21 protein-coding genes and 1 tRNA gene are annotated in these 26,025 nt (G+C 74.5%); 10 read left to right on the forward strand and 12 right to left on the reverse strand.

Features of this window, described 5'->3' with window-relative positions; genetic code table 11:
- Positions 1-18: 18 nt before the first annotated feature.
- Complete coding sequence (gene radA, locus JZ5iCDA_RS01400; RefSeq protein WP_069385488.1) at positions 19-1,470, forward strand: DNA repair protein RadA; 1,452 nt, start codon at positions 19-21, stop codon at positions 1,468-1,470.
- Positions 1,471-1,564: 94 nt separating this feature from the next.
- The gene (disA, locus tag JZ5iCDA_RS01405) at positions 1,565-2,596 is read left to right on the forward strand and encodes a DNA integrity scanning diadenylate cyclase DisA (protein ID WP_253181905.1); all 1,032 of its coding nucleotides are present in this window, start codon (positions 1,565-1,567) and stop codon (positions 2,594-2,596) included.
- Here disA and dcd read toward each other — a convergent pair.
- Entirely contained in the window at positions 2,486-3,061 is a 576-nt protein-coding gene (gene dcd / locus JZ5iCDA_RS17810) for a dCTP deaminase (protein ID WP_083259531.1), read from the reverse strand. The two genes, disA and dcd, sit on opposite strands and share 111 nt — an antisense overlap.
- Positions 3,062-3,212: 151 nt before the next feature.
- Here dcd and JZ5iCDA_RS01415 point away from each other — a divergent pair, with 151 nt between their 5' ends.
- The gene (locus JZ5iCDA_RS01415) at positions 3,213-3,548 is read left to right on the forward strand and encodes a hypothetical protein (RefSeq protein WP_069385490.1); all 336 of its coding nucleotides are present in this window, start codon (positions 3,213-3,215) and stop codon (positions 3,546-3,548) included.
- 7 nt (positions 3,549-3,555) lie between these two features.
- On the opposite strand, the gene JZ5iCDA_RS01420 is transcribed toward JZ5iCDA_RS01415, so the two are convergent.
- Positions 3,556-3,954 carry an NINE protein gene (locus tag JZ5iCDA_RS01420; protein WP_069385491.1) on the reverse strand — a complete coding sequence of 133 codons (399 nt, stop codon included), beginning with the start codon at positions 3,952-3,954 and terminating at the stop codon, positions 3,556-3,558.
- 114 nt (positions 3,955-4,068) lie between these two features.
- Between JZ5iCDA_RS01420 and JZ5iCDA_RS01425 the strand changes: the two genes are divergently transcribed.
- Positions 4,069-4,139, forward strand: a tRNA-Gly gene (locus JZ5iCDA_RS01425).
- A gap of 78 nt (positions 4,140-4,217) precedes the next feature.
- On the opposite strand, the gene JZ5iCDA_RS01430 is transcribed toward JZ5iCDA_RS01425, so the two are convergent.
- From JZ5iCDA_RS01430 to JZ5iCDA_RS01465, 8 genes are all read right to left on the reverse strand, one after another.
- Positions 4,218-4,676 (reverse strand): GNAT family N-acetyltransferase, encoded by a 459-nt coding sequence (locus JZ5iCDA_RS01430; RefSeq protein ID WP_069385503.1) that lies wholly within the window; start codon positions 4,674-4,676, stop codon positions 4,218-4,220.
- A gap of 27 nt (positions 4,677-4,703) precedes the next feature.
- Positions 4,704-5,972 carry an AGE family epimerase/isomerase gene (locus JZ5iCDA_RS01435; RefSeq protein ID WP_069385492.1) on the reverse strand — a complete coding sequence of 423 codons (1,269 nt, stop codon included), beginning with the start codon at positions 5,970-5,972 and terminating at the stop codon, positions 4,704-4,706.
- A 156-nt stretch (positions 5,973-6,128) separates the two neighbouring features.
- Positions 6,129-11,570, reverse strand: a complete 5,442-nt coding sequence (locus tag JZ5iCDA_RS01440; protein WP_253181906.1) for a GH92 family glycosyl hydrolase — start codon at positions 11,568-11,570, stop codon at positions 6,129-6,131.
- A gap of 118 nt (positions 11,571-11,688) precedes the next feature.
- Positions 11,689-12,786 (reverse strand): LacI family DNA-binding transcriptional regulator, encoded by a 1,098-nt coding sequence (locus tag JZ5iCDA_RS01445; protein WP_216093379.1) that lies wholly within the window; start codon positions 12,784-12,786, stop codon positions 11,689-11,691.
- A gap of 3 nt (positions 12,787-12,789) precedes the next feature.
- Positions 12,790-14,007, reverse strand: a complete 1,218-nt coding sequence (locus tag JZ5iCDA_RS01450) for a sugar ABC transporter permease (RefSeq protein WP_083259532.1) — start codon at positions 14,005-14,007, stop codon at positions 12,790-12,792.
- Complete coding sequence (locus JZ5iCDA_RS01455) at positions 14,004-14,816, reverse strand: ATP-binding cassette domain-containing protein (protein ID WP_069385493.1); 813 nt, start codon at positions 14,814-14,816, stop codon at positions 14,004-14,006. The genes JZ5iCDA_RS01450 and JZ5iCDA_RS01455 overlap by 4 nt, the downstream gene beginning before the upstream one ends.
- A complete protein-coding gene (locus JZ5iCDA_RS01460) occupies positions 14,813-15,937 on the reverse strand; it encodes a substrate-binding domain-containing protein (RefSeq protein ID WP_216093380.1) in 1,125 nt (374 codons plus the stop codon). The genes JZ5iCDA_RS01455 and JZ5iCDA_RS01460 overlap by 4 nt, the downstream gene beginning before the upstream one ends.
- Positions 15,934-17,052, reverse strand: a complete 1,119-nt coding sequence (locus tag JZ5iCDA_RS01465) for an ROK family transcriptional regulator (RefSeq protein WP_253181907.1) — start codon at positions 17,050-17,052, stop codon at positions 15,934-15,936. Before JZ5iCDA_RS01465 ends, JZ5iCDA_RS01460 begins: the two co-directional genes overlap by 4 nt.
- 355 nt (positions 17,053-17,407) lie before the next feature.
- On the opposite strand from JZ5iCDA_RS01465, the gene JZ5iCDA_RS01470 reads away from it, so the two are divergent.
- The 6 genes from JZ5iCDA_RS01470 (at position 17,408) to JZ5iCDA_RS01495 (ending at position 24,024) form a co-directional block, all read left to right on the forward strand.
- Positions 17,408-18,703 carry an ABC transporter substrate-binding protein gene (locus JZ5iCDA_RS01470; RefSeq protein WP_069385496.1) on the forward strand — a complete coding sequence of 432 codons (1,296 nt, stop codon included), beginning with the start codon at positions 17,408-17,410 and terminating at the stop codon, positions 18,701-18,703.
- Positions 18,704-18,831: 128 nt separating this feature from the next.
- Complete coding sequence (locus tag JZ5iCDA_RS01475; protein WP_069385497.1) at positions 18,832-19,734, forward strand: carbohydrate ABC transporter permease; 903 nt, start codon at positions 18,832-18,834, stop codon at positions 19,732-19,734.
- Positions 19,731-20,633 carry a carbohydrate ABC transporter permease gene (locus tag JZ5iCDA_RS01480; RefSeq protein WP_069385498.1) on the forward strand — a complete coding sequence of 301 codons (903 nt, stop codon included), beginning with the start codon at positions 19,731-19,733 and terminating at the stop codon, positions 20,631-20,633. The genes JZ5iCDA_RS01475 and JZ5iCDA_RS01480 overlap by 4 nt, the downstream gene beginning before the upstream one ends.
- A gap of 195 nt (positions 20,634-20,828) precedes the next feature.
- Entirely contained in the window at positions 20,829-21,380 is a 552-nt protein-coding gene (locus JZ5iCDA_RS01485; protein WP_083259533.1) for a PH domain-containing protein, read from the forward strand.
- Positions 21,377-22,978, forward strand: coding sequence for a PH domain-containing protein (locus JZ5iCDA_RS01490; RefSeq protein WP_083259534.1), 1,602 nt, complete (start codon positions 21,377-21,379; stop codon positions 22,976-22,978). The genes JZ5iCDA_RS01485 and JZ5iCDA_RS01490 overlap by 4 nt, the downstream gene beginning before the upstream one ends.
- 65 nt (positions 22,979-23,043) lie before the next feature.
- Positions 23,044-24,024: a saccharopine dehydrogenase NADP-binding domain-containing protein gene (locus JZ5iCDA_RS01495; protein WP_069385499.1), complete on the forward strand. Its 981-nt coding sequence runs from the start codon at positions 23,044-23,046 to the stop codon at positions 24,022-24,024.
- 6 nt (positions 24,025-24,030) lie between these two features.
- On the opposite strand, the gene JZ5iCDA_RS01500 is transcribed toward JZ5iCDA_RS01495, so the two are convergent.
- Together JZ5iCDA_RS01500 and JZ5iCDA_RS01505 are read right to left on the reverse strand one after the other, a co-directional pair.
- Positions 24,031-25,401, reverse strand: coding sequence for a UDP-glucose dehydrogenase family protein (locus tag JZ5iCDA_RS01500; protein WP_069385500.1), 1,371 nt, complete (start codon positions 25,399-25,401; stop codon positions 24,031-24,033).
- A partial coding sequence (locus JZ5iCDA_RS01505; RefSeq protein ID WP_171905263.1) for a phosphotransferase occupies positions 25,398-26,025 on the reverse strand: 628 nt, incomplete at its 5' end. The genes JZ5iCDA_RS01505 and JZ5iCDA_RS01500, both read right to left, overlap by 4 nt.

The raw sequence follows: 26,025 nt of genomic DNA on the forward strand, positions 1-26,025 counted from the left end.
CGTGGCTAGCGTGGGGGCGTGACGTCGACGACGAGCGCGCCCGCCCGGTCCGGGTCCGGCGCCAAGCGGACCCGCCCCGCCTACCGCTGCAGCGAGTGCGGCTGGACCACCGCGAAGTGGGCGGGGCGCTGCGGCGAGTGCCAGGAGTGGGGCACGGTCACCGAGGACGCGCCCGCGGCCGCAGGCCCTCGCACGACGGCGGTCGTGCCCACGCGCTCGCCCGCGCGGCCCATCGCGGAGATCGACGTCGAGGCGGCGCGCGCGGCACCCACCGGCGTCGCCGAGCTCGACCGCGTCCTCGGGGGCGGCATCGTGCCGGGTGCCGTCGTGCTGCTCGCGGGCGAGCCGGGCGTGGGCAAGTCCACGCTCCTGCTCGCGGTCGCGAGCAACGTCGCCGCCGGCGCGTCGGACCTGCCCACGGCGGACCGCGGCGCTGCGCCCGGCACGACGACGCCGCCGAAGCGCGTCCTGTACGTCACCGGCGAGGAGTCGGCCGGCCAGGTGCGCCTGCGGGCGGAACGCGTCGGGGCGCTCGCCCCCGGGCTGCTGCTCGCGGCCGAGACGGACCTCGCGACGGTCCTCGGCCACGTCGAGGCGACGGACCCCGACCTGCTCGTCGTCGACTCGGTCCAGACGATCGCGTCCGCCCAGGTCGAGGGCGCCCCGGGCGGCGTCGGCCAGGTGCGCGAGGTCGCCGCGGCGCTCATCGGCGCCGCGAAGGCCCGCGACCTGCCGGTCATCCTCGTCGGTCACGTGACGAAGGACGGATCGGTCGCGGGGCCGCGCACGCTCGAGCACCTCGTCGACGTCGTGTGCCAGTTCGAGGGCGACCGCCACTCGCGACTGCGCCTCGTGCGCGCCGTGAAGAACCGGTACGGCCCCACGGACGAGGTCGGGTGCTTCGACCTCACCGAGGACGGGATCGTCGGCCTCGCGGACCCGAGCGGGCTGTTCCTCTCGCACACCGGCGCGGGCGTGCCCGGCACGTGCATCTCCGTGACGGTGGAGGGCCGGCGGCCGCTCGCGCTCGAGATCCAGGCGCTCGTCGTGCCGAGCTCGCTGACCAACCCCCGGCGCACGACGAACGGCGTCGACGCGAGCCGCCTCGCGATGATCCTGGCGGTCATGCACCGCCACGCCGGCGTGCGCCTCGTCGACCAGGACGTCTACGTCTCGACCGTCGGTGGCGCGAAGGTCGCCGAGCCCGCCGCCGACCTGTCCATCGCCCTCTCCGTGCTCTCGGCGCGCGAGGACACGGCGCTGCCGGCGGGGACGGTCGCGTTCGGCGAGGTGGGCCTCGCGGGCGACATCCGGCAGGTCACGGGCCTCGACCGGCGCCTCGCCGAGGCCGCCCGGCTGGGCTTCACGCGCGCCGTCGTGCCGCGCGGCTCGTTCCCGAAGCCGGTGGACGGCATGACGGTCCTGCCGGCCCGCCACCTCGGCGAGGCGTTCGAGCTCGCCCGGGCCTGACGAGGGGGGTCCTCGTGACCGGATCGTGACGTTCCCACGGTCGAGATCCGCGTGGTCCCGGGCCTCGCGGGGGCCCGCAGCGTAGGATCGCGTCGTGGCCAACTCCCCCGCGCACCCTGACGAGCTGCTCCGGGAAACCCTTGCCGCCGTGGCGCCCGGAACCGAGCTGCGCGACGGCCTCGAACGCATCCTGCGCGGCCGGACGGGCGCGCTCATCGTGCTCGGTCTCGACAAGGTCGTCGAGGGCATGTGCTCCGGCGGCTTCGAGCTCGACGTCGGCTTCTCGGCGACGCGCCTGCGCGAGCTGTCGAAGATGGACGGTGCGGTCGTCCTCGACCACGAGGCGAACCGCATCCTGCGCGCCGCGGTCCAGCTGCTGCCCGACCCGACCATCGAGACCACGGAGTCCGGGACGCGGCACCGCACCGCCGAGCGCGTCGCCAAGCAGAGCGGCTTCCCCGTCATCTCCGTGAGCCAGTCGATGCGGATCGTCGCGCTGTACGTCGGCGGTCAGCGGCACGTGCTCGAGGACTCCGACACGATCCTCTCGCGCGCCAACCAGGCGCTCGCGACCCTCGAGCGGTACCGCGCACGCCTCGACGAGGTCTCCGGCACGCTGTCGGCGCTCGAGATCGAGGACCTCGTCACCGTGCGCGACGTCTGCTCCGTGGTGCAGCGGCTCGAGATGGTCGCGCGCATCTCCGAGGAGATCGCGGGCTACGTCATCGAGCTCGGCACCGACGGCCGTCTCCTCGCCCTGCAGCTCGACGAGCTCATCGGCGGGATCGGCTCGGACCGCGAGTTCGTGATCCGCGACTACGTCGACCTCGCCCGCAAGGACCGCTCGCTCGCCGACGTGCAGAAGGCGCTCGGCGGCCTCGACTCGACGCAGCTGCTCTCGAGCTCGTCGACGAGGACGTCCTCGGGGAGGCCGACCAGGTGGCGGGCCTGGTGCGCCTGGGCGGCGCCAGGGCCGTCGGGGTGCGGGAGCGGGGGGAGCGTGGTCACGAGCGCCTCACACGTCGGTGCGGTGGAAGTTCTGCCAGGAGCGCGACGCCGTCGGCCCCCGCTGCCCCTGGTAGCGCGAACCGTACACGCTCGCCCCGTACGGGTTCTCCGCCGGTGACGAGAGGCGGAAGAAGCACAGCTGGCCGATCTTCATGCCGGGCCACAGCGTGATGGGGAGCGTCGCGACGTTGCTCAGCTCCAGCGTCACGTGACCGGAGAACCCGGGGTCGATGAAGCCCGCCGTGGAGTGCGTGAGCAGACCCAGGCGGCCGAGGCTCGACTTGCCCTCGAGGCGCGCCGCGACGTCGTCGGGCAGCGTCACCGCCTCGAACGTCGACCCGAGGACGAACTCCCCCGGGTGCAGCACGAACGGCTCCGCGGCGTCGACCTCCACGAGGCGCGTGAGGTCCGGCTGGTCCTGCGAGGGATCGATGTACGGGTACTTGTGGTTGTCGAACAGCCGGAAGAACCGGTCGAGCCGGACGTCGATGCTCGACGGCTGCAGCATCGACGGGTCGTACGGGTCCAGCTGGACGCGACCGGCGTCGAGCTCGGCGCGGATGTCGCGGTCGGAGAGCAGCACGGGGACACGCTAGCCGACGCCGTCGCGCACCCGGCGCGGGTCTCGCGGCGGGCCCGGGCCTGCCCGCGCGAGCAGGCCGACGCGTCGCTACGGTCGCAAGGGAGCGCACTCCGGGGCCCGGCCCCGGCACACCCGAACGAAGGAGACCACCATGAAGTCGAAGCTCGCCCTCGTCGTCGGGATCGGCGTCGGCTACGTCCTCGGCACCCGTGCCGGTCGCGAGCGGTTCGAGGAGCTCCGCGGCAAGGCCAAGGAGCTGTGGCAGTCGGACGACGTGCAGCAGGCGGTGCACACCGCGCAGGAGAAGGTGACGGCCGTCGCCAAGGAGCAGGGCGCGAAGGTCGCCGGCATCGCGAAGGAGCAGGGCGGCAAGATGGCCGAGGCCGTGAAGAGCCAGTCCTCGTCGTCGGAGTCCTCCGGCTCCTCGGAGGCGGGGCACTCGAACGGCACGTCGCCGGACGCGTCGCGCGACGACTACAAGATCTGAGCGGGCGTCACGCCCGCAGGGGACGGCCCGTCGCGTCGACCGCGTAGCTCCCCTGCTTCGCGGTGAGGTACAGGATGCCCTCGACCAGACCCCAGACCCCCACGGCCGGGGCGAGGAAGCCGAACGACAGCACCGTCAGCAGGAGCATGAGCAGCCCGATGCCGGTGTGCCCGAGGTAGAACCGGTGGATCCCGAAGGTGCCGAGGAGGATGCCGAGCAGGCCCGCCGCGAGGCGGGACTTCGCCGCCGGGTCGAGGTTCGGGTCGTAGCCGCCGGGGTGTCCCGGCGGCGGGTACGCGGACGGCCCGCCCGGCGCGTACCCGTACGGCTGGCCGTACCCGGGCGGGGTGCCGTAGGGCGCCTCGGGCCCCGGTGCGGGCTGCTGCTGGTACGGGTCGTCGGGCACGGAGCCTCCTCGGGAGCGGTTCGGACATCCCCGGCGACGTCCGCTATGATCGGGGCGCGCGCTGGTTCGCCGCGATCCTCCCAGAGCGATCAGGGCGAGCGCCACCGGCGCCGCGCGGGTGTAGTTCAATGGTAGAACTTCAGCTTCCCAAGCTGACAGCGCGGGTTCGATTCCCGTCACCCGCTCAGCGCACGAGAGCCCCGCACCACGAGGTGCGGGGCTCTCGTCGTCCCGGGCGACCACCCCTGGAGCGGCGCCCCGGCTCAAAGCTCCTTCGCGAAGTGGTGCGCGACGATGCTCATGCGCTCGCGCAGGTAGAACCGGTGGGCGTCGAACCGCTGGACGCCCGAGTCGAGGTCGAGCACCGTGCACCCCGCCTCTCGCGCGCGCCGCTCGAGCTCGCCGAGGAGCGCCGCGCCGACGCCGCGCGAGCGCGCCTCGGGCGCCGTGACGAGGTCGTCGACGTAGAGCTTGCGGACCGCGCTCGTGCACGCGACCACGCGCCAGCCCGCGACGCCGAGGCACACGTCGCCGTCGAACGCCGCGAGGAAGCGCGGGCCGGGCGCGTCGTCCGCGAGCACCTGCCGCAGGAGCTCGGCCGTGAGGTGCGGGCGCAGGGCCTGGAGCACCGGCAGGGCGGCGGCCCAGCGCGGGTCGTCCGCGGCGAGGTCGACGACGTCGGGACGTGCTCCGGTGCGGACGGCGGTGGGGTCGGTGCTCACGCCCGGCACCCTAGCGGCGCGGACGGCTCAGCCGAGGATCCGGCCCGCCGCTTTCGCGGACGCCGCGAGCGACCCGGTGAGGGGCAGGTCGGGCAGGATCACGGCCTGCGCCGCGTGGTAGACGTCCGGCTTGCCGACCCACGTGAGGCCGCCGGGCCGGTTGTCGGTGTCGAGCTCGTGGTGCCACGACCCGCGCTCGTGGTCGACGAGGAACCGGTCGATCCACGCCCACCAGCCCGCGGCGGCCTCGGCGAACCGCGGGTCGCCCGTGACGCGGCCGAGCACGTCCGCGGCGGCCACGGCCTCCGCCGCGACCCAGTGGTACCGGCGCGGCTCGACGGGCGTGCCGGTCCAGTCCACGGTGTAGACGAAGCCCCCGCCGTGCTCGCCGTCCCAGCCGTCGGCGACCGCGCGGTCGAACAGGCGCACGGCGACGTCGGTGCGTGCGCCGGGCGTGCCCGCGGCCACGTCGAGCTGCAGCAGGAGGCGCGACCACTCGAGGCCGTGCCCCGGCGTCGAGCCGTAGGGCTTGAACGGGTCGCGCGGCCGGTCGGCGTTGTACTCGGGCAGCGGCGTCCACGCGCTGTCGAAGTGCTCGGGGATGCGCCACCCGTTCTCCGCCGCCCAGCCCACCACGCGGTCGGCGATCGACGTCGCGCGGGCGAGCCACTCGGCGTCGCCCGTCGCGTCGTGCGCGGCGAGGAGCGCCTCGACGGCGTGCATGTTGGCGTTCACCCCGCGGTAGTCGTCCAGCCGCGACCAGCCGCGGTCCCACTCGTCGGCGTGCATGCGCGGGCCGGGCTCCCAGAACCGCTGGTCGAGCACGGCGAGCGCCGCGTCGAGGAGCTCGCGCGCGCCGTCGCGGCCGGCGAGCGTCCCCGACGCCGCCGCGAGCACGACGAACGCGTGCGCGTACGCGCTCTTCGTCCCGTCGACCGGCTGCGTCTCGGCGTCGACGACGTCGCCCGGCACCGGCGCGGGGCCGCGGGACGACACCCAGCCGCCGTGCTGCGCGTCGACGAGCACGCTGCGCAGCCCGCGCAGCGCGAGGTCCGCGCGCTCCCCCGCGCCCGGGACGCCGAGGAGCGACGCGAACGCGTAGACGTGGGCCATGCGCGACGTGATCCACGTGTGCACCGGCTGCGACGGGTCCGGACGGCCCGCGTCGTCGAGCCACCACGCCGCGCCGTCCGGCCGCAGCGACGCCTCCCCGAAGCGCAGGAGCTCGGCGAGCTGGTGCCGGCGCCACGCCTGCTGCGTGGCGTCGCCGGGCGTCGGGGGGAGGTCGGTGCTCATGATGTCCTTCTTCGGGGCTGCTGGACAGCGCTGTCAGGGAGTTGAACGTACGCGCGGCCGCCGGTCGTGTCAAAGCCAGCCTAGGTCGCGCGGGCACGCGACGGCCCCCCGCCCCGCCGGGATCACCCGGCGGGACGAGGGGCCGCTCACGTCGTGTCAGCCGCAGGCGAGGGCGTCGTGCCCCGCCTCGACCGTCGCGCGGACCTCCTCTGCGCCGGAGCCGCGGACGGCCTCGACGCTCACGGTGCCCGCCTCGACGGACGCCGCCCGGACCGCGAAGGAGTGGTACGCGGACCGGCCGGGCTCGACCGACGCGAACTCCTTCGTGCCCCACGGCGTGGTGAGGGTCATGGCGAGGGGGACGTCCTCGCCGTTGTCGGCCCGCACCGCGACGTACACCTTGCCCGCGAGGCAGCGGGCGCTCGCCGTGACCTCGACGGCCAGGGCGGGCCCGGCCTCGGTCACGGTCACCGGGACCTCGACCACGGAGCTCGTCCACCCGTCGTCGACCACGACGTGCGCGGTGTACGACCCCGGGGCGGCGTAGGCGTGCGACCCGGAGACCGTGGCGCCCGCCCCCTCCGCGGACACAGTGCCGGCGACGACGTCGGACCCGTCGCCCCAGGTGATCGCGGCCCGCAGGTCCGCACCCTCACGACCGCCGGCGACCGTCGCGAGGACCGCCTCCGCCTCCTGCCCGACGGCGAGGGTCACGCCGTCCGCCGGCGTCACCTCGAGCGGGCTCTGCTCGGCGAAGGTGCCGTCGTGTGCGACCGCGAACACGTGGATGCGGCCGTCGCTCGAGAGCTGTCCCGGCTGGTCCGGCAGCGTGAGGCTGACGACGCGCTTGCCGTCCGGCAGGTCGACCGGCGCCGTGGCGAAGATCGCCGCGGGGGTGCCGGTCTGCGGGCTGCCGCCGCGCAGGCGGTGGTCCGTCACCGCGACGGGGATGTTCCCGAACACGGGGTTGCGGGCCGCGCCCGACCAGTCGCCGAAGCTGAGGTCGATCGCCTGCGTCGAGCCGTCGTCGAACGTCAGCGTGCCCGAGGCCTGCTGGTTCTTCTCCGTGCCCGTGCCGACGACCGAGAGCTGCTCGGCGTCCGCGGGGACCTCGAGCTCGATCGTCTGGCCGTCCCCTGTCGCGTTGTCCGGCTCGCCGGCGGCGACCGCCGGCACGTCGAACCGCAGGTCGGTGCCCGGGACCGTGAGGCGCTCGCCCTGGACGAAGCCCTTGTCCTCGAGCTGGCCGCGGTCGAAGAACACGCCCTGCCCGTCGCACGAGCCGACGGACGTGCCCGGGTCGCCGATGCACACGTTGTCGTACGCGCCGACGAGCGAGCCCTCGCGCAGGAGCGCGACGGACACGTGCGACGTCGCCGTGACCGGCTCCGCGCCCTCGGCCGTGGCCGTCACCGTGACCGGGTAGACGCCCGGCGTCGTCCACGTGTGCGCCGCGCGCACCGCGTACGAGCCGAAGGCACCCGGCACGAGCGTGCCCGCGACCGGCTCGCTGCCGTCGCCGAACGACACGCGGACGTCGACCGCGGCAGGATCGCCCTCCACCCCGGTGAGCGTGGCGAACGTGCCCGAGACCTCGCGGCCCGTGACGCCGTCGCCGTCCGCGACCGCGGTGAGCGTGAGCCCCTCCGCGCCCGGGTCGGACGGGTCGGCGAGCAGCTCCACCTCGGCGAGCGACAGGTCGCCCTCCCCCGCGGCCCCCGTGACGACGAGCCGGTAGTGCGCGTACGCACCGGGCTCGGCGACCGTGAACGGACGGGTCTGCAGCGCCCAGCGGAACTCCTCGCCCGAGCGCTCGTCGAGCGTCGTCCAGGTCTCGCCGTCGTCGGAGCCCTCGAGCGTCCACGCGGACGGCGACGCCGTCCCGCTCGCGCCGGAGGTCAGCGTGTAGGTGCCGACGGTCGGCCGGATGCCGGCGCCCGCCCACGTGACCGTGGGCGTGCCGGTCGCGAACGTCGTGCGCGTCGCCGACGTGTTGTCCACGAGCGCCGCCGCGGAGGTCGACGCGTCGCCGTCCGCGACGGTCGTCGTGCCGAGGCCCGGCGTCGTCGCGTCCTTCACGGGCTCCGGCGCCTCGTCGCCCTCGGTGAGCGACGGCGGGGCGTCGGCCTCGCCCGTGCCCCAGGCCGACGGCTCGGGACCCATGACGAAGTCGAGCGTCGCGCCGCCGGAGAGGTCCTCCTGCGACAGGGACGTCGAGGTGCGCGGCTCGCCGTCGACGGCGAGGGACTGCACGTAGACGTTCTCGACGGAGTTGTTCGCCGCGTTGACGACGAGGTCGCCGCCCGGCAGGTGGACGGTCGCCCTGTCGAACAGCGGCGAGCCGACCGCGTACTGGTCGGACCCGACCTGCAGCGGGTAGAAGCCGAGCGCGGCGAAGACCCACCACGACGACATCTCGCCGTTGTCCTCGTCGCCCGGGTAGCCCTGGCCGATCTCGCTGCCCACGAACAGGCGGCGCGTGACCTCGCGGACGATCTCCTGCGTCTTCCACGGAGCGCCCGCGGCGTCGTACAGCCACGGGATGTGGTGGGACACCTGGTTGCTCATGCCCCACTGGCCGAGACGGATGTCCCGGGCCTCGCGCATCTCGTGGATGACGCCGTTGTACCCGCCGGTGTGGGTCGCGTCCTCGGGCGTCGCGAAGAACTCGTCGAGCTTCGCCTCGAGACCCTCGCGCCCGCCGTACAGGTTCGCGAGGCCCTGCGGGTCCTGCGGCGCGTGGAACGCGAAGTTCCAGCCGCTCGTCTCCGTGTAGCCGCCGCCCCAGGTGCGCGGGTCGTAGTCCTCGGGCGCGTTGAGCCACGTGCCGTCCTCGTGCCGCGGCTGGAAGAAGTCGATCGCCGGGTCGAACAGCTCGACGTAGTGCGTCGCCCGCTCGAGGAAGTACGCCGACTCCTCGCGCAGGGTCTGCCGGCGCTCCTCCGGCGTGGCCGGGTCCTCGGCGAGGGCCGCGGCCATGTTGCCGATGCCGAAGTCGTTGATCAGGCCCTCGAGGCCCCACGACACCGACTCGTGCGTCGACTCCGGCGTGAAGCCGAGGAACGGCGACGTCTGCAAGCCCTTGCGGCCCACCGCGTTGTTCGGCGGCGCGACGGTCGCGTTCTTCAGCGCCGCGTCGTACGCGTCGAGCGCGCGGTCGGTGGGCAGCGAGCCCTTGAGGTAGGCGTCGGCGAACGCGACGTCCGAGCTCGTGCCCGTCATGAGGTCGGCGTAGCCCGGCGAGGACCAGCGCGCGACCCAGCCGCCGTCGCGGTACTGCTGGACGAACCCGTCGACGAGCTCGCTCGCGACCTCCGGGTAGAGGAGCGAGTACGCCGGCCACGCGGTGCGGTACGTGTCCCAGAACCCGTTGTTGACGTAGATCTTGCCGTCCACGACCTTCGCGTTGGTCTGCGTGTCGGTCGCGCTGCCCGTCGTCGGGGACACGGGGCTCGCGTAGCGCCACACCGGCTCCTCGGCCGTGCCCGTGTTCTCGTGCTGCGCGTTCGGGTAGAGGTTCAGGCGGTAGAGGTTGGAGTACAGCGTGACGAGCTGGTCCTCGCTCGCGCCCTCGACCTCGATCACGCCGAGGCGCTCGTTCCACGCGTCGGTCGCCGCCGCCTTGACCTCGGTGAACGACCTGCCCTCGACCTCGAGCGCGAGGTTCTTGCGCGCCTGGTCGAGGCTGAGGAACGACGTCGCGACGCGCAGCTCGACGGTGTCGTCCTCGGCCGTGTCGAACGTCGCGTACCGCGCGTCGGCGCGGTCGCCCGCCGCCGTCCCGACCGCCGTCGGACCGCGGTCGAACGTGCCGGCGACGAACATGCGCGTACGGCCCACGGAGAGGCCGGACCCGTTCTCGACCCACCCGGACAGCGTGCCCGTGGCCTGGTCGAACGAGAGCTCCGACGTGCCGAGGACCTTGTCCACGAGCACGTGGCCGACGTCGCCCGGGTACGTGAAGCGCAGCACCGCGGCGTGGTCGGCCGGGGCCACCTCGAGCGCGGTGCCGTTCGTGAACGTCACCCCGTAGTAGTCGGGGCGGGCGGTCTCGTCGTCGTGGTCGAACTCGAGCCCGCGCTGGTCGAGCGTGCCCGTGGGCGCGCCGGTGGCCGGCCCCGCCGCGGGCAGGAACGCGAGCTGGTTGCGGTCACCCATCCACGGGCTCGGCTCGTGCGAGATGCCGAGGCCCTCGAGGACCGGCTTGTTGTTCGCGTTGTTGGCCTTCTGGTACTCGTACAGCCACCGGTCGGAGGCCGCGTCCGTCATGGGCACCCAGAAGTTGAAGCCGTTCGGCACGGCCGTCGCGGGGATGTTGTTCCCGCGCGAGAAGCTGCCGGTGGACAGCGTCCCGCGGCGCGTGTCGACGTAGTTCGCCAGGCTCGAGCCGTCGATCGTCTCCGGCTGGGCCGTGAGCGCGACGTCGTCGAGCCACCCGGCGAACCGCGTGCCCGCGTCGCCGCCCGGGTTGTCGTAGCCCAGCAGCACCTGGTCGACCGTCTTGCCCGCGGCCACCTCGCCGAGGTCGACGCGCACCGAGTTCCACTGGTCGCCGTAGAGGATCTTGCCCTCGCCCTGCGCCTGCGCCGACGCGACGGTCCCGTGCGCGTCGCGCGCGCCGAGGTCGGACAGGTACGTGCCGTCGGTGAAGAGCAGGTCGACCGCGGCATACGTCGACGGGTACTGCAGGTCGTCGAGCAGCTCGGGGAAGATCACGTAGCTGAGGCGCGTGTCCTCGCCGACGAGCACGTCGACGTCGTCGTAGAGCACGTTCGTCGCGTACGCCTCGCCGTCGCCCGCGTGGGCGCCGTCGTAGCGCAGCGAGTGCGTGCCGGTGAACCCGACGCGCGGCTTGCTGGTGAGGTCGACGTCCGGGCCCGAGCCGACCGCGGTCGTCATCGGCGCCTCGGCCGGCGGTGCGTCGAGGTCGGCGGACAGGTCCCAGTCGCCGAGCTGGACGATGCCGTCGCCGGAGTTCGCCGTGACGTTCAAGCGGTAGAACCGGTGCGCCTCGGTCGGCGCGTCGAGCTCGAACACGCGCTGCTGCAGGCGCTGCGGGAAGTCCTCGTCGGTGCGCTGGTCGACGGGCGTCCACGTCTGGCCGTCGTCCGACGCCTCGATCGTCCAGGTCTTCGGGTCACGACCGGCCGCGTCGTTGGCCGACGTCATCGCGTACGCCTCGACGGCGACCGGCTCGGCGAACTCGTAGACGACCCAGCCGGTGCGCGCGAACGCGAGCCACTTGCTGCTCGGGGAGCCGTCGGCGAGCTTCTCGGCGCCCTCGTTCGGCAGGTTCTGCGCGCTGGCCGTCACCGCGGTGAGGCCGCCGAGCACGCTGCCCGGCAGGCCGGCGGTCCCGGCGGCGATGTTGTGCTGCCAGGGCGCGCCGTCGCGCTGGGCGACGGTCGTCTCGAGCGGGGCGGCGTCGCCCTCCTCGAACGACGACGCGAAGTCGCCCGGCTCCGCGGCGGCGGCGGGGAGCGCCGTCGTGACCGCGAGAGGGACGACGAGGGCGGCGGCGACGGCCATGCCGAGCGGCCTGCCGCGCGCGGCGGAGCGTCTCCGCGGCGCGGTACCTCGGGGGGAGTGCAGGGTCATGACGCGCGATCTCCTTCGATCGATCGGACAGCGCTGTCAAATGTCAGGTCGAACCTACGGGGCGCCCTGGCCCTTGTCAACGGTCCGGGCGACCCCGCGAGAACCCTGCCGAGCCGCGTCAGGACGCGGGTCCGGGCACCTCCCCCGTGCCCCGCACGACGAGGTGCGTGGGGACGACCACGAGCCGCGGCGGGAGGTCCGGGTCGTCCGCGCGCGAGACCGCGAGCGCCGCCGCCTGACGCCCCATCTCGACGACGTCGTACCCGACGACGGTGACGTCGAGCAGGTCCGCGAGCTCGAAGTCGTCGAACCCCACGAGCGCGACGTCCGGCGCCGCGCCCGGCGACGCCGCCAGGTGGTCGCGCAGGGCGTGGAGGGCGCCCACGGTGATCTTGTTGTTGGCGGTGAGCAGCGCCGTCGGCGGCTCGGGCTGGGCCAGCAGCTCGGCGACGAAGTCACGGGCCAGGTCGGCGTCGTGCGCGCCGGCGCGCACGTAGCGGCCGGGGTCGGCGACGCCCGCCTCCTGGAGCGTCGCGACGAACTCGTCGCACCGCTCCTGGAACGTCCACAGGCGCGACTCGTCGCCGACGAGCGCGATCCGCCGGTGGCCGTGCGCCAGCAGGTGCTGCACGGCGGCGCGCACCCCGCCCCGGTTGTCGATGACGACCGTGTCGGCCTCGATGCCCTCGGCGGGGCGGTCGACGAAGACGACGGGGGTGCCGCCCTCGATCTCGGGCTGCAGCGCGGAGTGGTCCGTCGCGGTCGGGGTGACGACGAGCGCGCCGACGCGGCGCTCGACGAGCGCCTCGGTGAGCGCGTGCTCGCGCGCCGGGTCCTCGTCCGAGCTCGTGGTGATGAGCTGGAGCCCGTGGGGGCGCAGCTCGCGCTCGATCCCGCTCGCGAGGGCGGAGTAGAAGGGGTTGGCGAGGTCGCCCGTGACGAACCCGACGAGGCGCGACGAGCCGCCGCGCGCCAGGTCCGCCGCCACGGCGTTGCGCCGGAAGCCGAGGCGCTGCGCGGCGTCCTGCACCTTCGCGCGCGTCGCGTCGGCCACGTTCGGCTCGTGGTTGAGCACGCGCGAGGCCGTCTTGAGGCTCACGCCGGCGAGGTCCGCGACGGCCGCGAGCGTCGGCCGCCGACCGCTGCGCGCGCCCCCCGCGCGCCTGGTCGTCGCCCCGGCCGACGCCGCGACGTCCGCCCCGCCCTGCATCACCATGTGTCAGATCTCCCGTCGGCCCCGGATGAGCATGTCGACGACGATAGCGAGCAGGAGCACCGCTCCGGTGGCGATGTAGCGCGTCGCCGTGTCGAGGTTGAGCAGCGTGAGCCCGTTGGCGATCGACTGGATGACCAGCACGCCGAGCAGCGCCGACCACGCGCTGCCCCGCCCGCCGAACAGGCTCGTGCCGCCGATGACGGCGGCCGCGATCGCCGTGAGGTAGGTGTCGGCGGCCCCGGTCCCCTGGTTCGCCGCCGCGAGCCGCCCGGCGGCGAGCACGCCGCCGAGCGCGGCGAACGTGGAGCACGCGACGAAGCACGAGACGACCGTGCGGCGCACGGCGACGCCGGCGAGCAGCGCCGACCGGCGGTCGCCGCCGACGGCGCGCACCGAGCGGCCCCAGCGCGTGCGCCGCAGCAGCACGTCGACGACGACGACGAGCGCGACGAACAGCACGACGGTGTACCCGACGCCGCGCGCCGTGCCGAGGTAGGCGACGGTCGCGACGAGCACCGCGGCGAGGACGGCGGTGCGCGCGGCGATCCACCCGATCCCGGTGCCGGGCCCGCGGAGGCCGGCGCGCACGCGGCGCACGTGGTCCAGCGCGTGCAGCGCCGCGTAGCCCACGACGACCGCGACGACGAGCGCCCACGCCACCGGCGTCGGGAGGAAGCCCTGCTGCACCGTCCGCACGAGCCAGGACTCGAACGGCAGGTTGATCGACCCGTTCGGGCCGAGGACCACGAGCTGGACCCCGGCGAGCACGAGCAGGCCGGCGAGCGTGAAGACGAAGGACGGCAGCCCGAGGCGCGTCGACAGCGCGCCGTACCCGAGGCCGACGACGACGCCCACCGACAGGGCGACGAGCACCGCGAGCCACGCCGGCCAGCCGAGGCTCACCGTCCCGACGGCGAGCAGCGCGGCCGCGAGCCCGCTCACGGACCCGACCGACAGGTCGATCTGCCCGACGAGCAGCACGAGCACCACGCCGAGCGCGATGACGCCCACCGGCACGCTCTGCAGCGTGAGGTTCACGAGGTTCTCGGCCGAGAGGAACGCGGGGTTGACCACGCCGAGGACGGCCCAGATGACGAGGAGCGCGCCGACGATCGGCACCATGCCGAGGTGCGCGCCGCGCACGCGCTGCAGGACCGACCCCGGCAGCCCGCCGGGGGCGGACGGCCCGAGCCGCGTGGCCGTGGGGCCCGGGACGCTCATCGCCGCGCCACCCCCGCCCCGCCGGCGTGCCGCGCGCCGTGCGGGCGAGCGTCGTGCGCAGCCCGCACGGGCCGCACCGCCCCGGTCATCGCCGCGAGCAGGTCCTCGTACGACGCGTCGCCGGCGAACTCGCCGTGGACGCGGCCGAGGCGCAGGACGAGGATGCGGTCGGCCACGGCCTGCAGCTCGCCGGCCTGGTGGCTGACGAGCACGACGGCGTGGCCGCGGGCACGCAGGCGCTCGATGAGGTTGAGCACCTCGGCCGACTGGCGCACGCCGAGCGAGGCTGTCGGCTCGTCGAGGACGATGACGCGGGGCGACCCGAGCAGCGCCCGGGCGACCGCGACGACCTGACGCTGCCCCCCCGACAGGGCCTGCACCGGGAGCCGCACGGAGGGCACGGTCGCGGCGAGCTGGTCGAGCAGGGTCCAGGCCTCGCGCTCCATCGCGACCTCGTCGAGGAACGGCCCGCGGCGCGTCTCGCGGCCCAGGAAGAGGTTCTCCACGACGTCGAGGTCGTCGACGAGCGCCAGGTCCTGGAAGACGGCGGCGATCCCGTGCGCGCGGGCGTCCTTCGGCGAGCCGAGCACGACGGGCTCGCCGTCGACGAGGAGCTGCCCCTCGTCCGGGCGGAAGGCCCCCGCGAGGACGCCGGCGAGCGTGGACTTCCCGGCGCCGTTGTCCCCGACCACCGCGAGCACCTCGTGCTCGTGCACGTCGACGTCCACGTCGACGAGCGCGCGCACCCCGCCGAAGCTCTTCGACACGCCGCGCACCGCGAGGACGGGACGGTCCGCGCCCGCGGTCACGAGGCCGCCTCCAGCACGCCCGTGCGCAGGCACGCGTCGACGTAGTACCGCGTGCAGACCTCGTCGGCGGAGTGCACGCCGCCGTCCACGATCACGCGCCGCACGTCGTCGGGCCCGACGGCGCGCGGCGCGAGCAGGAGGCTCGGGACGCCGTCGATGACGGCCGTGGCCTGCGGGTCCTGGCCGCGCAGGAGGCGCACGGCGAGCTCGGCCGCGGTGCGCGCCTGCTGGGTGGTCGCCTTGTAGACCGTCATGTACTGGTCGCCGGTGAGCACGCGCTGGACCGCGGCGAGCTCGCCGTCCTGGCCGGTCGTGGGCGGCACGGGGTCGAGGCCGGCGGCCTTCATCGCCGCGATCGCCCCGCCGGCGATGCCGTCGCTCGCGGCGAGCACGCCGTCGACGCGCCCGGGGTACTGGGTGAGCTGCCCCTCGACCCACTCGGTCGCCTTGTCGGGGCTCCAGTCGGGCGTGTCGTACTCGGCGAGCACGTCGATGTCCTCTCCGTCGAGGGCGCGGTGGGCGCCGGCGGCGAGCGCAGCAGAGTTCGGGTCCGTCGGAGACCCGTGGACGAGCAGCACCCCCGGCCGCCGGCCGTCCGGGGGCGGGTCCTCCTCCGCGCGCGCCAGGACGGCGCCGACGAGGGACTCTCCCATGAGATAGCCGATGAGCTCGTTGTCGAACGACACGTAGTAGTCCGCGCCGGCGACGAAGCGATCGTAGGCGATGACCGGCACGCCGAGGCGCTGCGCCTCGGCGACGACGCTGGCCGCCGCGGTCGTGTCGACCGCGTCGAGCACGAGCACGTCCGCGCCGCGCGCGAGCATGGACTCGGCCTGCTGCTGCTGGTTCGCGGCGTCCTGCGCGGCGTTCGCGTACAGCACCTCGCACGTCGGGCAGCGGCGCTCCACGACGCCGACGAACGTCGGCCGGTCCGTGGTCTCGTACCGCGCGGTCTTGGCCTCCGGCAGGAGGAGGCCGATCGTCCCCTCGGCGTCCGCGGCGGACGCCTCCCCCGAGCCCGTGGCGCAGCCCGCGACGAGGGCGAGCGCGGCGAGGGCCGCGGCCGCCCGGCCGCGGCGCACGGACCGGCGCCGTGCGGCCCCTGGCGTGTGAACGTTCACGCGCTCACCCCCAGCGCGCCGCTGACGCGCGCGGCGTCGAGCGCGACGGCGAGGGCCCCGCGGACCTCCGCGGCGGCGCCGAGCTCCGAGGGCACCACGGTGACGGGCCCCGACGCGCTCGGCACGGTGCGCTGCTCGAGCACGGTGCGCAGCGGGGCGAGGAGGATGTCCCCCGCCTCGGCGAGGTCGCCGCCGACGACGACGACCTCCGGGTCGAGGAGGTTGCACAGGTTGGCCGCGGCGACGCCGAGGTGCTGGCCGGCGTCGAACAGGACGCGGCGGCAGCCCGGGTCGCCCTCCTGGGCGCGCGTGATGACGTCGCGCAGCGTGAGGTGCCCGCGGCTGCCCGACAGCATGCCGAGCAGCACGTTCGCCCCGACGAACATCTCGAGGCACCCGCGGTTGCCGCAGCGGCAGATCGGCCCGTTCTCGTCGATCGTCACGTGCCCGATCTCGCCCGCGACGCCTCCGCGGCCGTGCACGAGGCGCCCGCCGAGCACGAGGCCGCCGCCCACGCCGTGGGAGACGCGCAGGTAGACGACCGGGTCGTGGCCGGCCGCGGCGCCGAACCGCGTCTCCGCGAGCGCGCCGAGGTTGGCGTCGTTGTCGACGCTCACGGGCGCGTCGAGCTCCGTCTCGAGGACCTCGGCGACCGCGACGCCGTCCCACCCGCGCATCATCCCGACCGTCGAGATCCGCCCGCTGCGGACGTCGACGGGCGCCGGCACCCCCACCCCGACGGCGAGCAGCTCGCCCGGCGCGGCGTCGACGGACGCCACCATCTCCTCGACGAGCATCGCGGCGCGCTGCAGGCCCGTGTCGGCCCGGTGGTCCGGCGCGAGGGGCATGCGCTGCTCGGCGAGCACGCGCATCGAGGCGTCGGCCAGCGCGACGCGCAGGGACCGGGTGCCGAAGTGGACGCCCGCGACGAGGCCCAGGGTGCGCGCGAGCGTGACCTGGAGCGCGCGCCGTCCGCTGCGCGTCGAGGGCGACGTGTGCAGGACGCCGGCGCCGGTGAGCTCCTTGACGATGTTGGACACGGTGGCCGGGGACAGCCCCGTGACGCCGGCCAGCTCGATCTGCGTGAGGGAGCCACGCTGCTGGACGGCGCTCACGATCCGAGCTCGGTTGGCCTCACGCAGTGAAGTCTGCGAGCCCGGGGTCACCCGGTCAGCGCGCACAGCCGAAGGATAGACCTGCTCTCGCCGGGAACCGGGGGAACGGCGGGCCTGCCGTGTCCCCGGAGCCGCTTGGAGGGCCGCCTCGGCACGGTCTTCGCCCAGCGTGGATACAGGACGTGACCCGTACATCACGATCGGGCGTCGCTTGCGTTCACTTCTTGACACCAACGTCGCCGCGACCGTTGGATGGGCACCGGGTTCGAGGGTGCACCGATGCGCCCGGCCGGCGAGCGGGGGCTCCCCACCCCGCCGGTCCCCCACGACCGAAGAAGGCGTAGGGAAAGACACGATGCGACTCAATCGCAGGACGAGCGCGACGGTGGCCGGTGCCGCCCTCGTGGGTCTCGCACTCGCCGCGTGCGGCAGCGGCGGCTCCGGTGACGGCGGCACCGACGGTGGCGACGGCGGCGGCAACGAGGTCGAGGTCTTCACGTGGTGGGCCGCGGGCTCCGAGAAGGCCGGTCTCGACGCGCTCGTCGGCGCGTTCAACCAGCAGCACCCCGACATCGAGTTCATCAACGGCGCGGTCGCCGGCGGCGCCGGCTCGGCCGCCAAGGACCTGCTGCAGTCCCGCCTCCAGGCGCAGGACCCGCCGGACACGTTCCAGGCGCACGCCGGCGCGGAGCTGCAGGACTACATCGACGCCGCGCAGATCGAGGACGTCTCGGACCTCTACGACGAGTTCGGACTCACGGACGTCTTCCCCGCCGACCTGGTCGAGCGCGTCACGGCCGAGGACGGCGCGATCTACTCGATCCCGTCGAACGTCCACCGCGCGAACGTCGTGTGGGCCAACCCGACGGTGCTCGAGGCCAACGGTATCGACCCGGCCGCCCAGTACGCCGACCTCGACGCGTGGATGGCGGACCTGCAGAAGCTGCAGGACGCGGGCGGCGTCACGCCGCTGTCGGTCGCGACGACCTGGACCCAGGTCCACCTGCTCGAGACGGTGCTCCTCGCCAACCTCGGCCCGGAGGCCTACAACGGCCTCTGGGACGGCTCGACGGACTGGGAGGGCGCCGAGGTCACGGCCGCCCTCGAGGACTTCGAGACGCTCATGAGCTACACGAACTCCGACCGTGACGGGCTCGACTGGCCCGAGGCGACCCAGATGGTGATCGACGAGCAGGCCGCGTTCAACGTCATGGGCGACTGGGCCGTCGCGGCGTTCGAGGAGCAGGGCAAGGCGCTCGGCACCGACTTCCTCGCGTTCCCCGTGCCCGGTACCGACGGCGTGTTCGACTTCCTCGCCGACTCGTTCACCCTGCCGGTGGGCGCGCCGAACCCCGAGGGCGCGAAGGCGTGGCTCGAGACGGTGGGCTCGCTCGAGGGCCAGGTCGCGTTCAACAAGGCCAAGGGCTCCATCCCGGCCCGCACGGACGCCGACCCGGCGGAGTTCTCCGAGTACCAGCAGACGGCGATCGAGTCGTTCGCGCAGGACACGATCGTGTCGTCCCTCGCGCACGGCGCCGCCACGCCGGTCGCGACGCTCAACGCGATCTCCGACGCGACGAGCAAGTTCACCTCCGGCGGCTCCGACCTCGCGACGTTCCAGTCCGAGCTCGCCTCCGCCGCACAGAGCTGAGCCGGCGCCACTGGCGCGGCCGCGCGCCGTCGGGCAGGTCCCGACGGCGCGCGGCTGCGCGCCCAGCACCCGGGAACCGCTCGGCCACCAGGAACCAGGCGCACCGCGCCCAGGACGGGAAGACCACCATGCTGAAGTCACTGCGACGAGCGGGGCCACCCCTGCTGCTCCTCGCCCCCTCGATCGTCCTCGTCGGCATCTTCGTCTACGGCCTCATCGGGGCGAACTTCCAGACGTCGATCACGGACAACCACACCGCCGCCCAGGCGACCGGGCAGCAGCCGTCGGTCGTCGTGTGGTTCCAGAACTACGTCGCCCTGCTGGGCGACGAGGCCTTCCAGCACTCGCTGAAGAACCTCGTGCTGTACACGGTGGTGTTCCTCGCCGGGACGATGCTCATGGGCTTCGTCTGGGCGTGGCTGCTCGACAAGCCGGTCCGCGGCGAGGGCATCTTCCGCTCGATCTACCTCTTCCCGATGGCCGTGTCGTTCGTCGCCTCGGGCGTGGTCTGGCGCTGGCTGCTCAACTCGAACCAGGGCGAGTCGGCGAGCGGCCTCAACCGGCTGTTCCAGATCATCGGCCTGGACGCCCTGCAGAACAACTGGTGGAACAACGTCACCGTCGGCATCGTCGCGATCGCCATCCCCGCCATCTGGCAGCTGTCGGGCTACGTCATGGCCCTGTTCCTCGCCGGGTTCCGCGGCATCCCCGAGGAGCTGCGCGAGGCGGCGCGCATGGACGGCGCGAGCGAGTGGAAGCTCTACCGCCACGTCCTGTTCCCGCAGCTGTCGCCCATCGCGCTCTCGGCGCTCATCATCATCGGCCACATGTCGCTCAAGGCGTTCGACCTCATCATGTCGATCTCCAAGCCCGCGAACTACCAGACCAAGGTGCCGGCCGTCGACATGTTCGTGTTCAAGTCGAGCTTCGACTACGCGAACGCCGCGGCCGTCGGCTCGATCCTGCTGATCATCGTCGCCGTCGTCATCGTGCCGTACCTGGTCCGCACCAACCGTCAGGAGAAGCGATGACCACCACCTCGACCCCGGCGGTCCCCACCCCTGACGTCGTCGGCACGCCGCGCGAGGTGCGTCCCGAGCGCACCCGGAACCGGTTCGGCCTCGCGCGCACCCTGCGGTACGCCGCGCTCATCCTCTTCGTGCTCGTCGTGCTCGTCCCGGTCTACGTGCTCTTCGTGACGAGCTTCAAGGGCGCGGGCGACGCGTCCCCGGCGCGCGCGTGGGCACTGCCCGAGGTGTGGACGCTCGACAACTGGCGGGCCGCGTGGGACGCGCTGGCGCCCGCCATCGCCCGCACGCTCCAGATGGTCGTGCCGTCCGCGGTCATCGCCGCGTTCCTCGGCTCCCTCAACGGCTTCGTGCTGTCCCGCTGGTCGTTCAAGGGCGCGAACCTCGTCTTCACGCTGATCCTGTTCGGGATGTTCATCCCGTACCAGGCCGTGATCATCCCGCTGAACCAGCTCGTGCTCGACCTCGGCATCCCGAGCGGCATCCCGACGCTGATCCTGCTCCACGTCATCTTCGGCATCCCGATCACGACGCTGATCTTCCGCAACTACTACATGACGGTGCCGCACGAGCTCGTCGAGGCCGCGCGCGTCGACGGCGCGGGCATGCTCCGCACGTACTGGTCGATCGTGCTGCCGATCTCGATCCCGAGCTTCGTCGTCGTGCTCATCTGGCAGTTCACCTCGGCGTGGAACGACTTCCTCTTCGCCGTGTTCTTCTCCTCGAGCCAGAACGGCCCCGTCACGCTCGCGCTGAACAACCTGGCCAACGGCGCGCTGCTGCAGAACTACGGCGTCTCGATGGCCGGCGCGCTGTTCGCGTCGCTGCCCACGCTGGTCGTCTACATCATCCTCGGCAAGTACTTCGTCGGCGGTCTGATGTCCGGCTCCGTCAAGGGCTGACGCCCGGCGGCGCCCGCGCCGTCCCCGAGCAGGGCCCTGGTCGCCCGAGGCATCGCCTCGGCCACGACCGGGGCCCTTCCTCGTGGGCGGGGCCGGCCGTGGGGAACGCCCTCGCCCGCCGGGGCGACGCCGTCGGCCGCAGATACGCCGCTCGGGTGATCCGCACCGCCCGGCCGGCGTGGGATCGTGCGCGACATGGGCGACTCCGACGACCTCGACGACCTCGACCACCCCGACGACCCCCAGACCCCCGCCGGCCGGCCGCTGCGCCTGCGGCCGCCGCAGCACCGGGTGGACCCGCGCGCGGTGCGCTGGTGGGTGCTGCGCGGCCTGCTGTCGGCCGGCCTCGTGACCGTGGTGCTCGGCGTCGTGGCGTGGCTGTGGGAGCCGGCGCGCGTGTGGCTCCTGCCGCTCGTCGCCGCCGCGGCCGTCTGGACGCTCGCCCGGACCCTCGTCGAGCCGCGGTGGCGCTACGCCGTCCACCGCTGGGAGACCACGGACCACGCGGTGTACGCGCTCTCGGGGTGGGTCGTGCGCGAGTGGCGCGTCGCGCCGCTGTCGCGCGTGCAGACCGTCGACGCGGTCCGCGGTCCGCTCGAGCAGGCGCTCGGCCTCGCGACGCTCGCGGTCACCACGGCGTCGTCGAGCGGCGCGGTACGGATCCGGGGGCTCGACAAGGACGTCGCGGCGGACCTCGCGGAGCGGCTCACGCTCGTCACCGAGCAGATCCCCGGCGACGCGACATGACGGGCGAGCCGCTCCCGGTCGGCACCGACGAGGTGGAGGCGGACGCCGTCGACGACGCCGTCCGTGAGGCCGCCGAGCCCGCCGGCCGCGACGACGTCCCGTGGTCGCGCCTCGACGCGCGCATGATCGCCGTCGACCTCGCCCAGACGGTCCTCTCCCTCTCGCCGACGGCGATCGCCGTGTGGGTCTTCGGCGTCGACGCGAGCTGGGACAGCCTGTGGCCGCTGCTGCTCGCCGGGGCCTTCGGCGTGCTCGGGGCCGTGCGCAACGCGCTGCGGTGGGCGTTCACGCGGTACCGCGTCACGGAGGAGTACGTCGAGCGCCGCACCGGCATCTTCGTGCGCCGCTACCGGTCGGTACGGCGCGACCGGATCCGCAGCGTCGACACGACCGCGCGCCTGCGCCACCGGATCGCCGGGCTGCGCGTCGTGCTCGTCGGCGCGGGGCAGCAGCTCGCCGCCATGGAGTCCGCGCTCGCGCTCGACGCCGTCTCCCGGCGCGACGCGGACGCGCTGCGCGCCACGCTGCTCGCCGCGTCGCCCGTCGCCGAGGGTGCGGAGCCGCCGGCGGAGGAGGTCATGGCGCGCTTCCGCCCGTGGTGGGTCGTCTACAACGTGGTCGGCGTCTGGTCGTTCTTCACGGCGGCCGGCCTGCTGTGGGGCGCGTACGGGCTCGCGTCGACGTTCGGGTTCGACGCCGCGGGCTGGGTGGACGACCTCGTCGACCGCGCGGACCTCGGGACGGCGGGGACGGTCGCGGCCGCCGTCGGCGTCACGGCGGTCGTCGGCGCGGTCGGCATGGGCGTCACGTTCCTCACGACGTCGTGGGGCTTCGAGCTCGCCCGCGTGCCGGGCGAGCACGGCACGCAGCTGCGCACGCGCCAGGGCCTGCTCACCACGCGCGAGGTCAACCGCGACGACCGGCGCCTGCGCGGCGTCCAGGTCTCCGAGCCCGTGCTCTGGCGGTGGATGGGCATGGCCGACACCCAGGTCGTCACGACCGGCCTGTCGATCATGTCGGCGTCGCAGCCCGCGTCCGTCCTGCCGCGCGGGCCCGCCTCCGTGGCGTGGCCGGTCGCGAGCCGCGTGCTCGGCGCCGACCCGGACCCGCTGCGTGCGCCCCTGGCCCCGCACCCGCGCCCCGCGCTGCGCCGCCGCCTGTGGTGGGCCACCGCCACCGCGGGCGTCGTCACCGCGGCGCTCGGCTGGCTCGTGGCCAACGGCGTGCTGCCGGCCGAGGTCCTCTGGGTCGGAGCGGGCCTGTGGGCGGTCGGCCTGGCCGGCGCCCTCGTCGCATACCGGGCCCTCGGCCACGCGATCTCCGGCGCGTTCCTCGTCGTCCGGTCGGGCTTCCTCAGCCGCGCGACGACCGCCCTGCGCCGCGACGCCGTGAGCACGGTCGCGCTGCGCGAGTCCTTCCTGCAGCGCCGCCTCGGGCTGCGCACCGTCTCGCTCATGACCGCGGCGGGCTACGGCGTCTACGAGGCGCCCGACGTCGGGGCCGACGAGGCGCTCGCGTTCGCGGTCGAGGCCGCGCCCGGGCTGCTCGACCCGTTCCTCGAGCCCGTCCCGGAGGACCGCGACGCCGCACCGGCCTGACGCGCGTCGCCCCCTCGTGGCCCGGGCGTCCCGTCCCGTTCACCTGCGGCGTCTACCGTGCCCGGATGCTCGACGTGCTGGTCCTCGGTGGTTCCGGAGTGCTCGGTCGCAAGATCGCGGCGGAGGCGGCGTCGAGGGACCGCTGGCGCGTCGTGGTCGGTGACCGGGTCGCCGACCGGGGCCGGGCGACCGCCGCGTCCCTGCCCGGACCGGCCCGGTCGGCCGTCGTCGACGTCCGGTCGGCCGAGGACCTGGAGCGCGCCGTCACCGCGGCCGCCCTGGTGCTGGTCGCCGTGGAGCAGGACGGCGCGCTCGTCCAGCAGGTCTGCCGGACCGCCGGCGTGCCGTGCGTCGACGTGTCCACGTCGCCGCGGACCCTCGCCGACGTGGAGGACCTCGGGCCGGGCTCGCCGTCGCTCGTCATGGCGGGTCTCTTCCCCGGGCTGTCGGGTCTGCTCCTGGACGAGCTCACCAAGGGCCTCGACGAGGTCCGAGCCGCCGACGTCGTCCTCGTGCAGAGCGCGAACGCCCACGTCGGCGGATCGGGCACGGCGCGCATGCTGCAGATGCTGGCCGGGTCGGCGCCGACCTCCGGCCCGGCCCCGGGCGTGGCCGGCGTCGACGTCCGGGTCCTGCCCCTGCAGCACCCCGAGGGGCCCGCCGTCGGGCACCCGGAGGCGCGGTACTGGACGGGGTGGGACGACGGGCGGCTCACGGCCACGGTCGCGATGCTCCGCCGGACCCGTCTCCTCGGGCTCGTCGCCACCCCGCGCGTGGCGTCGCTCGTCCGGCACGACCCGCGTCGCCCGGAGGCCGTGACCCTCGCGGTGCGGGTCCAGGGCACCCTCGACGGGGCGACGGTCCGGCGCGAACGGGTGCTCCGCGCGATGTCGGACTACGGCGCCACCGCGCGGCTCGCCGTCGTGCTGGGCGAGCTGGCGCTCGAGCGGACGGTCGCGGACCCGGGCCATCCGGCACGGTTCGCGTCGGCCGGCGAGGTGCTCGCGCGCTGCGGCGACGACGTGGTGCGCGCGTGGCTGTCGTGACCGGCGTCAGGCCGCGCCGACCACGGCCCGGCCGAGCGCGCGGTACCGCCAGCCGGCCGCCGTCCACCGCTCGCGGTCGAGCGCGTTGCGCCCGTCGACGACGACGCGCCGCGCCGGCCGCAGCGCCGCCGGGTCGAGCGCGGCGAACTCGTCCCACTCCGTGAGGTGGAGGACGAGGTCGGCGTCGGTCACCGCCTCCTCGACGGACGTCGCGTACCCGAGCGTCGGGAACGTGCGCGCGGCGGTGCGCGCGGCCTGCGGGTCGTAGACCCGCACGTGCGCGCCCTGGAGCTGGAGCTGCGCGGCGACGTTGAGGGCGGGCGAGTCGCGCACGTCGTCGGTGCCGGGCTTGAACGCCGCGCCGAGCACCGCGATCCGTCGCCCGAGCACGCTGCCGCCGCACTCCTCCACGGCGAGCGCGACGGTGCGCGACCGGCGCCGCATGTTGATCGCGTCGACCTCGCGCAGGAACGTCAGCGCCTCGTCGACGCCGAGCTCCCCCGCGCGGGCCATGAGGGCGCGGATGTCCTTCGGCAGGCACCCGCCGCCGAACCCGAGCCCGGCGCTGAGGAACTGGTGGCCGATGCGCGGGTCGTGCCCGATCGCCTCGGTGAGCGCGACGACGTCGCCGCCCGCCGCCTCGCACAGCTCCGCGACCGCGTTGGCGAACGAGATCTTCGTCGCGAGGAACGCGTTGGCCGAGACCTTGACGAGCTCGGCGGTCGCGAGGTCGGTCACGAGGAACGGGACGCCCGCGTCGACGAGCGGCCGGTACAGCTCGCGCAGCACCTTCTCGTGCCGCGGGTCCGTGACGCCGACGACGAGGCGGTCGGGCCGCAGCGTGTCCTCGACCGCGCGGCCCTCGCGCAGGAACTCGGGGTTCCACGCGACGCCGACCTCGACGCCCTCGGGCGCGAGCGACGTCGCGAGGTCCTGCAGCGCCCGTGCCGTGCCGACGGGCACCGTCGACTTCCCGACGAGGAGCGCGTCGTGCCGCAGCCCGGGCACCAGCGCGCGCACGGCGGCGACGACGTGGCTCGTGTCCGCGGCCATGGAGTCGCGGCGCTGCGGCGTACCCACGCACACGAAGTGCACGTCGGCGAACGCGGCGGCCTCCGCGGCGGACGTCGTGAAGCGCAGCCTCCCGCTCGCGGTGTGCCGCTCGACGAGCTCGGCGAGCCCGGGCTCGTAGAACGGCACCTCGCCGCGACCGAGCGCCTCGACCTTCGCGGGGTCGGTGTCGAGGCCGAGGACGTCGTACCCGAGCTCGGCGAGGCACGCCGCGTGCGTCGCGCCGAGGTACCCGGTGCCGACGACGGTCGCGCGCGGGCGGGCGGTCTCGCCGGAGGCGGTGGTCGGGGTGTCGGTGGTGCTCATGCTTCCTCCAGGAGGGTCGGTCGGCGGGTGCCGTCGAGGACGGCGTCGAGCAGTCGTCCCGGCACGTCGCCGGGTGCGGGGCGGAAGGCGTAGACCGCGACGAGCCGCGCCCGCGCCGCGGTCGCCCACGCGGGCAGCGCCGGGAGCACGTGGTCGGCCGGTCCGTAGCCGTCGAGCACCGCCCGGGCCACGACCGCGGCGCGTGCGGCCGTGCACACGCCTTGGAGGGCGCGCAGCTCGAGGTGGACGAGCAGGTTCGCGAGGTCGAGCGCCGGGTGCGCCGTCGTCGCGAGGTCGAGGTCGAGCAGGCCGGCCCGGTCGGGGAAGCGCTCGTCCACGAGGAGCTGCTTGTCGTGCAGGTCGCGGTGCGTGGGCACGGGCGCGGCGGACGGGGACGCGGCCAGCGCCGCGTCGACGCGGGTGAGCACGTCGTGCGCGACCGACGCCGCTGCCACCTCGTGCGCCACGGCCCACGACCACCACCGCCCGACGACGGCCAGCTCGGCGTCGGTGTCGTGCCGGGCGGCACCGTCGGCACCGTCGGGCCGGTCGTCACCGGGACCGTCGTCGCGTCGTGCGTCGCCCGGCCGGTCGGCGGCCTGCAGGAGCCGCAGACCGCGCCCG

It is taken from the genome of Cellulosimicrobium cellulans (assembly GCF_001722485.1).
Taxonomy (GTDB): Bacteria; Actinomycetota; Actinomycetes; order Actinomycetales; family Cellulomonadaceae; genus Cellulosimicrobium; species Cellulosimicrobium cellulans_A.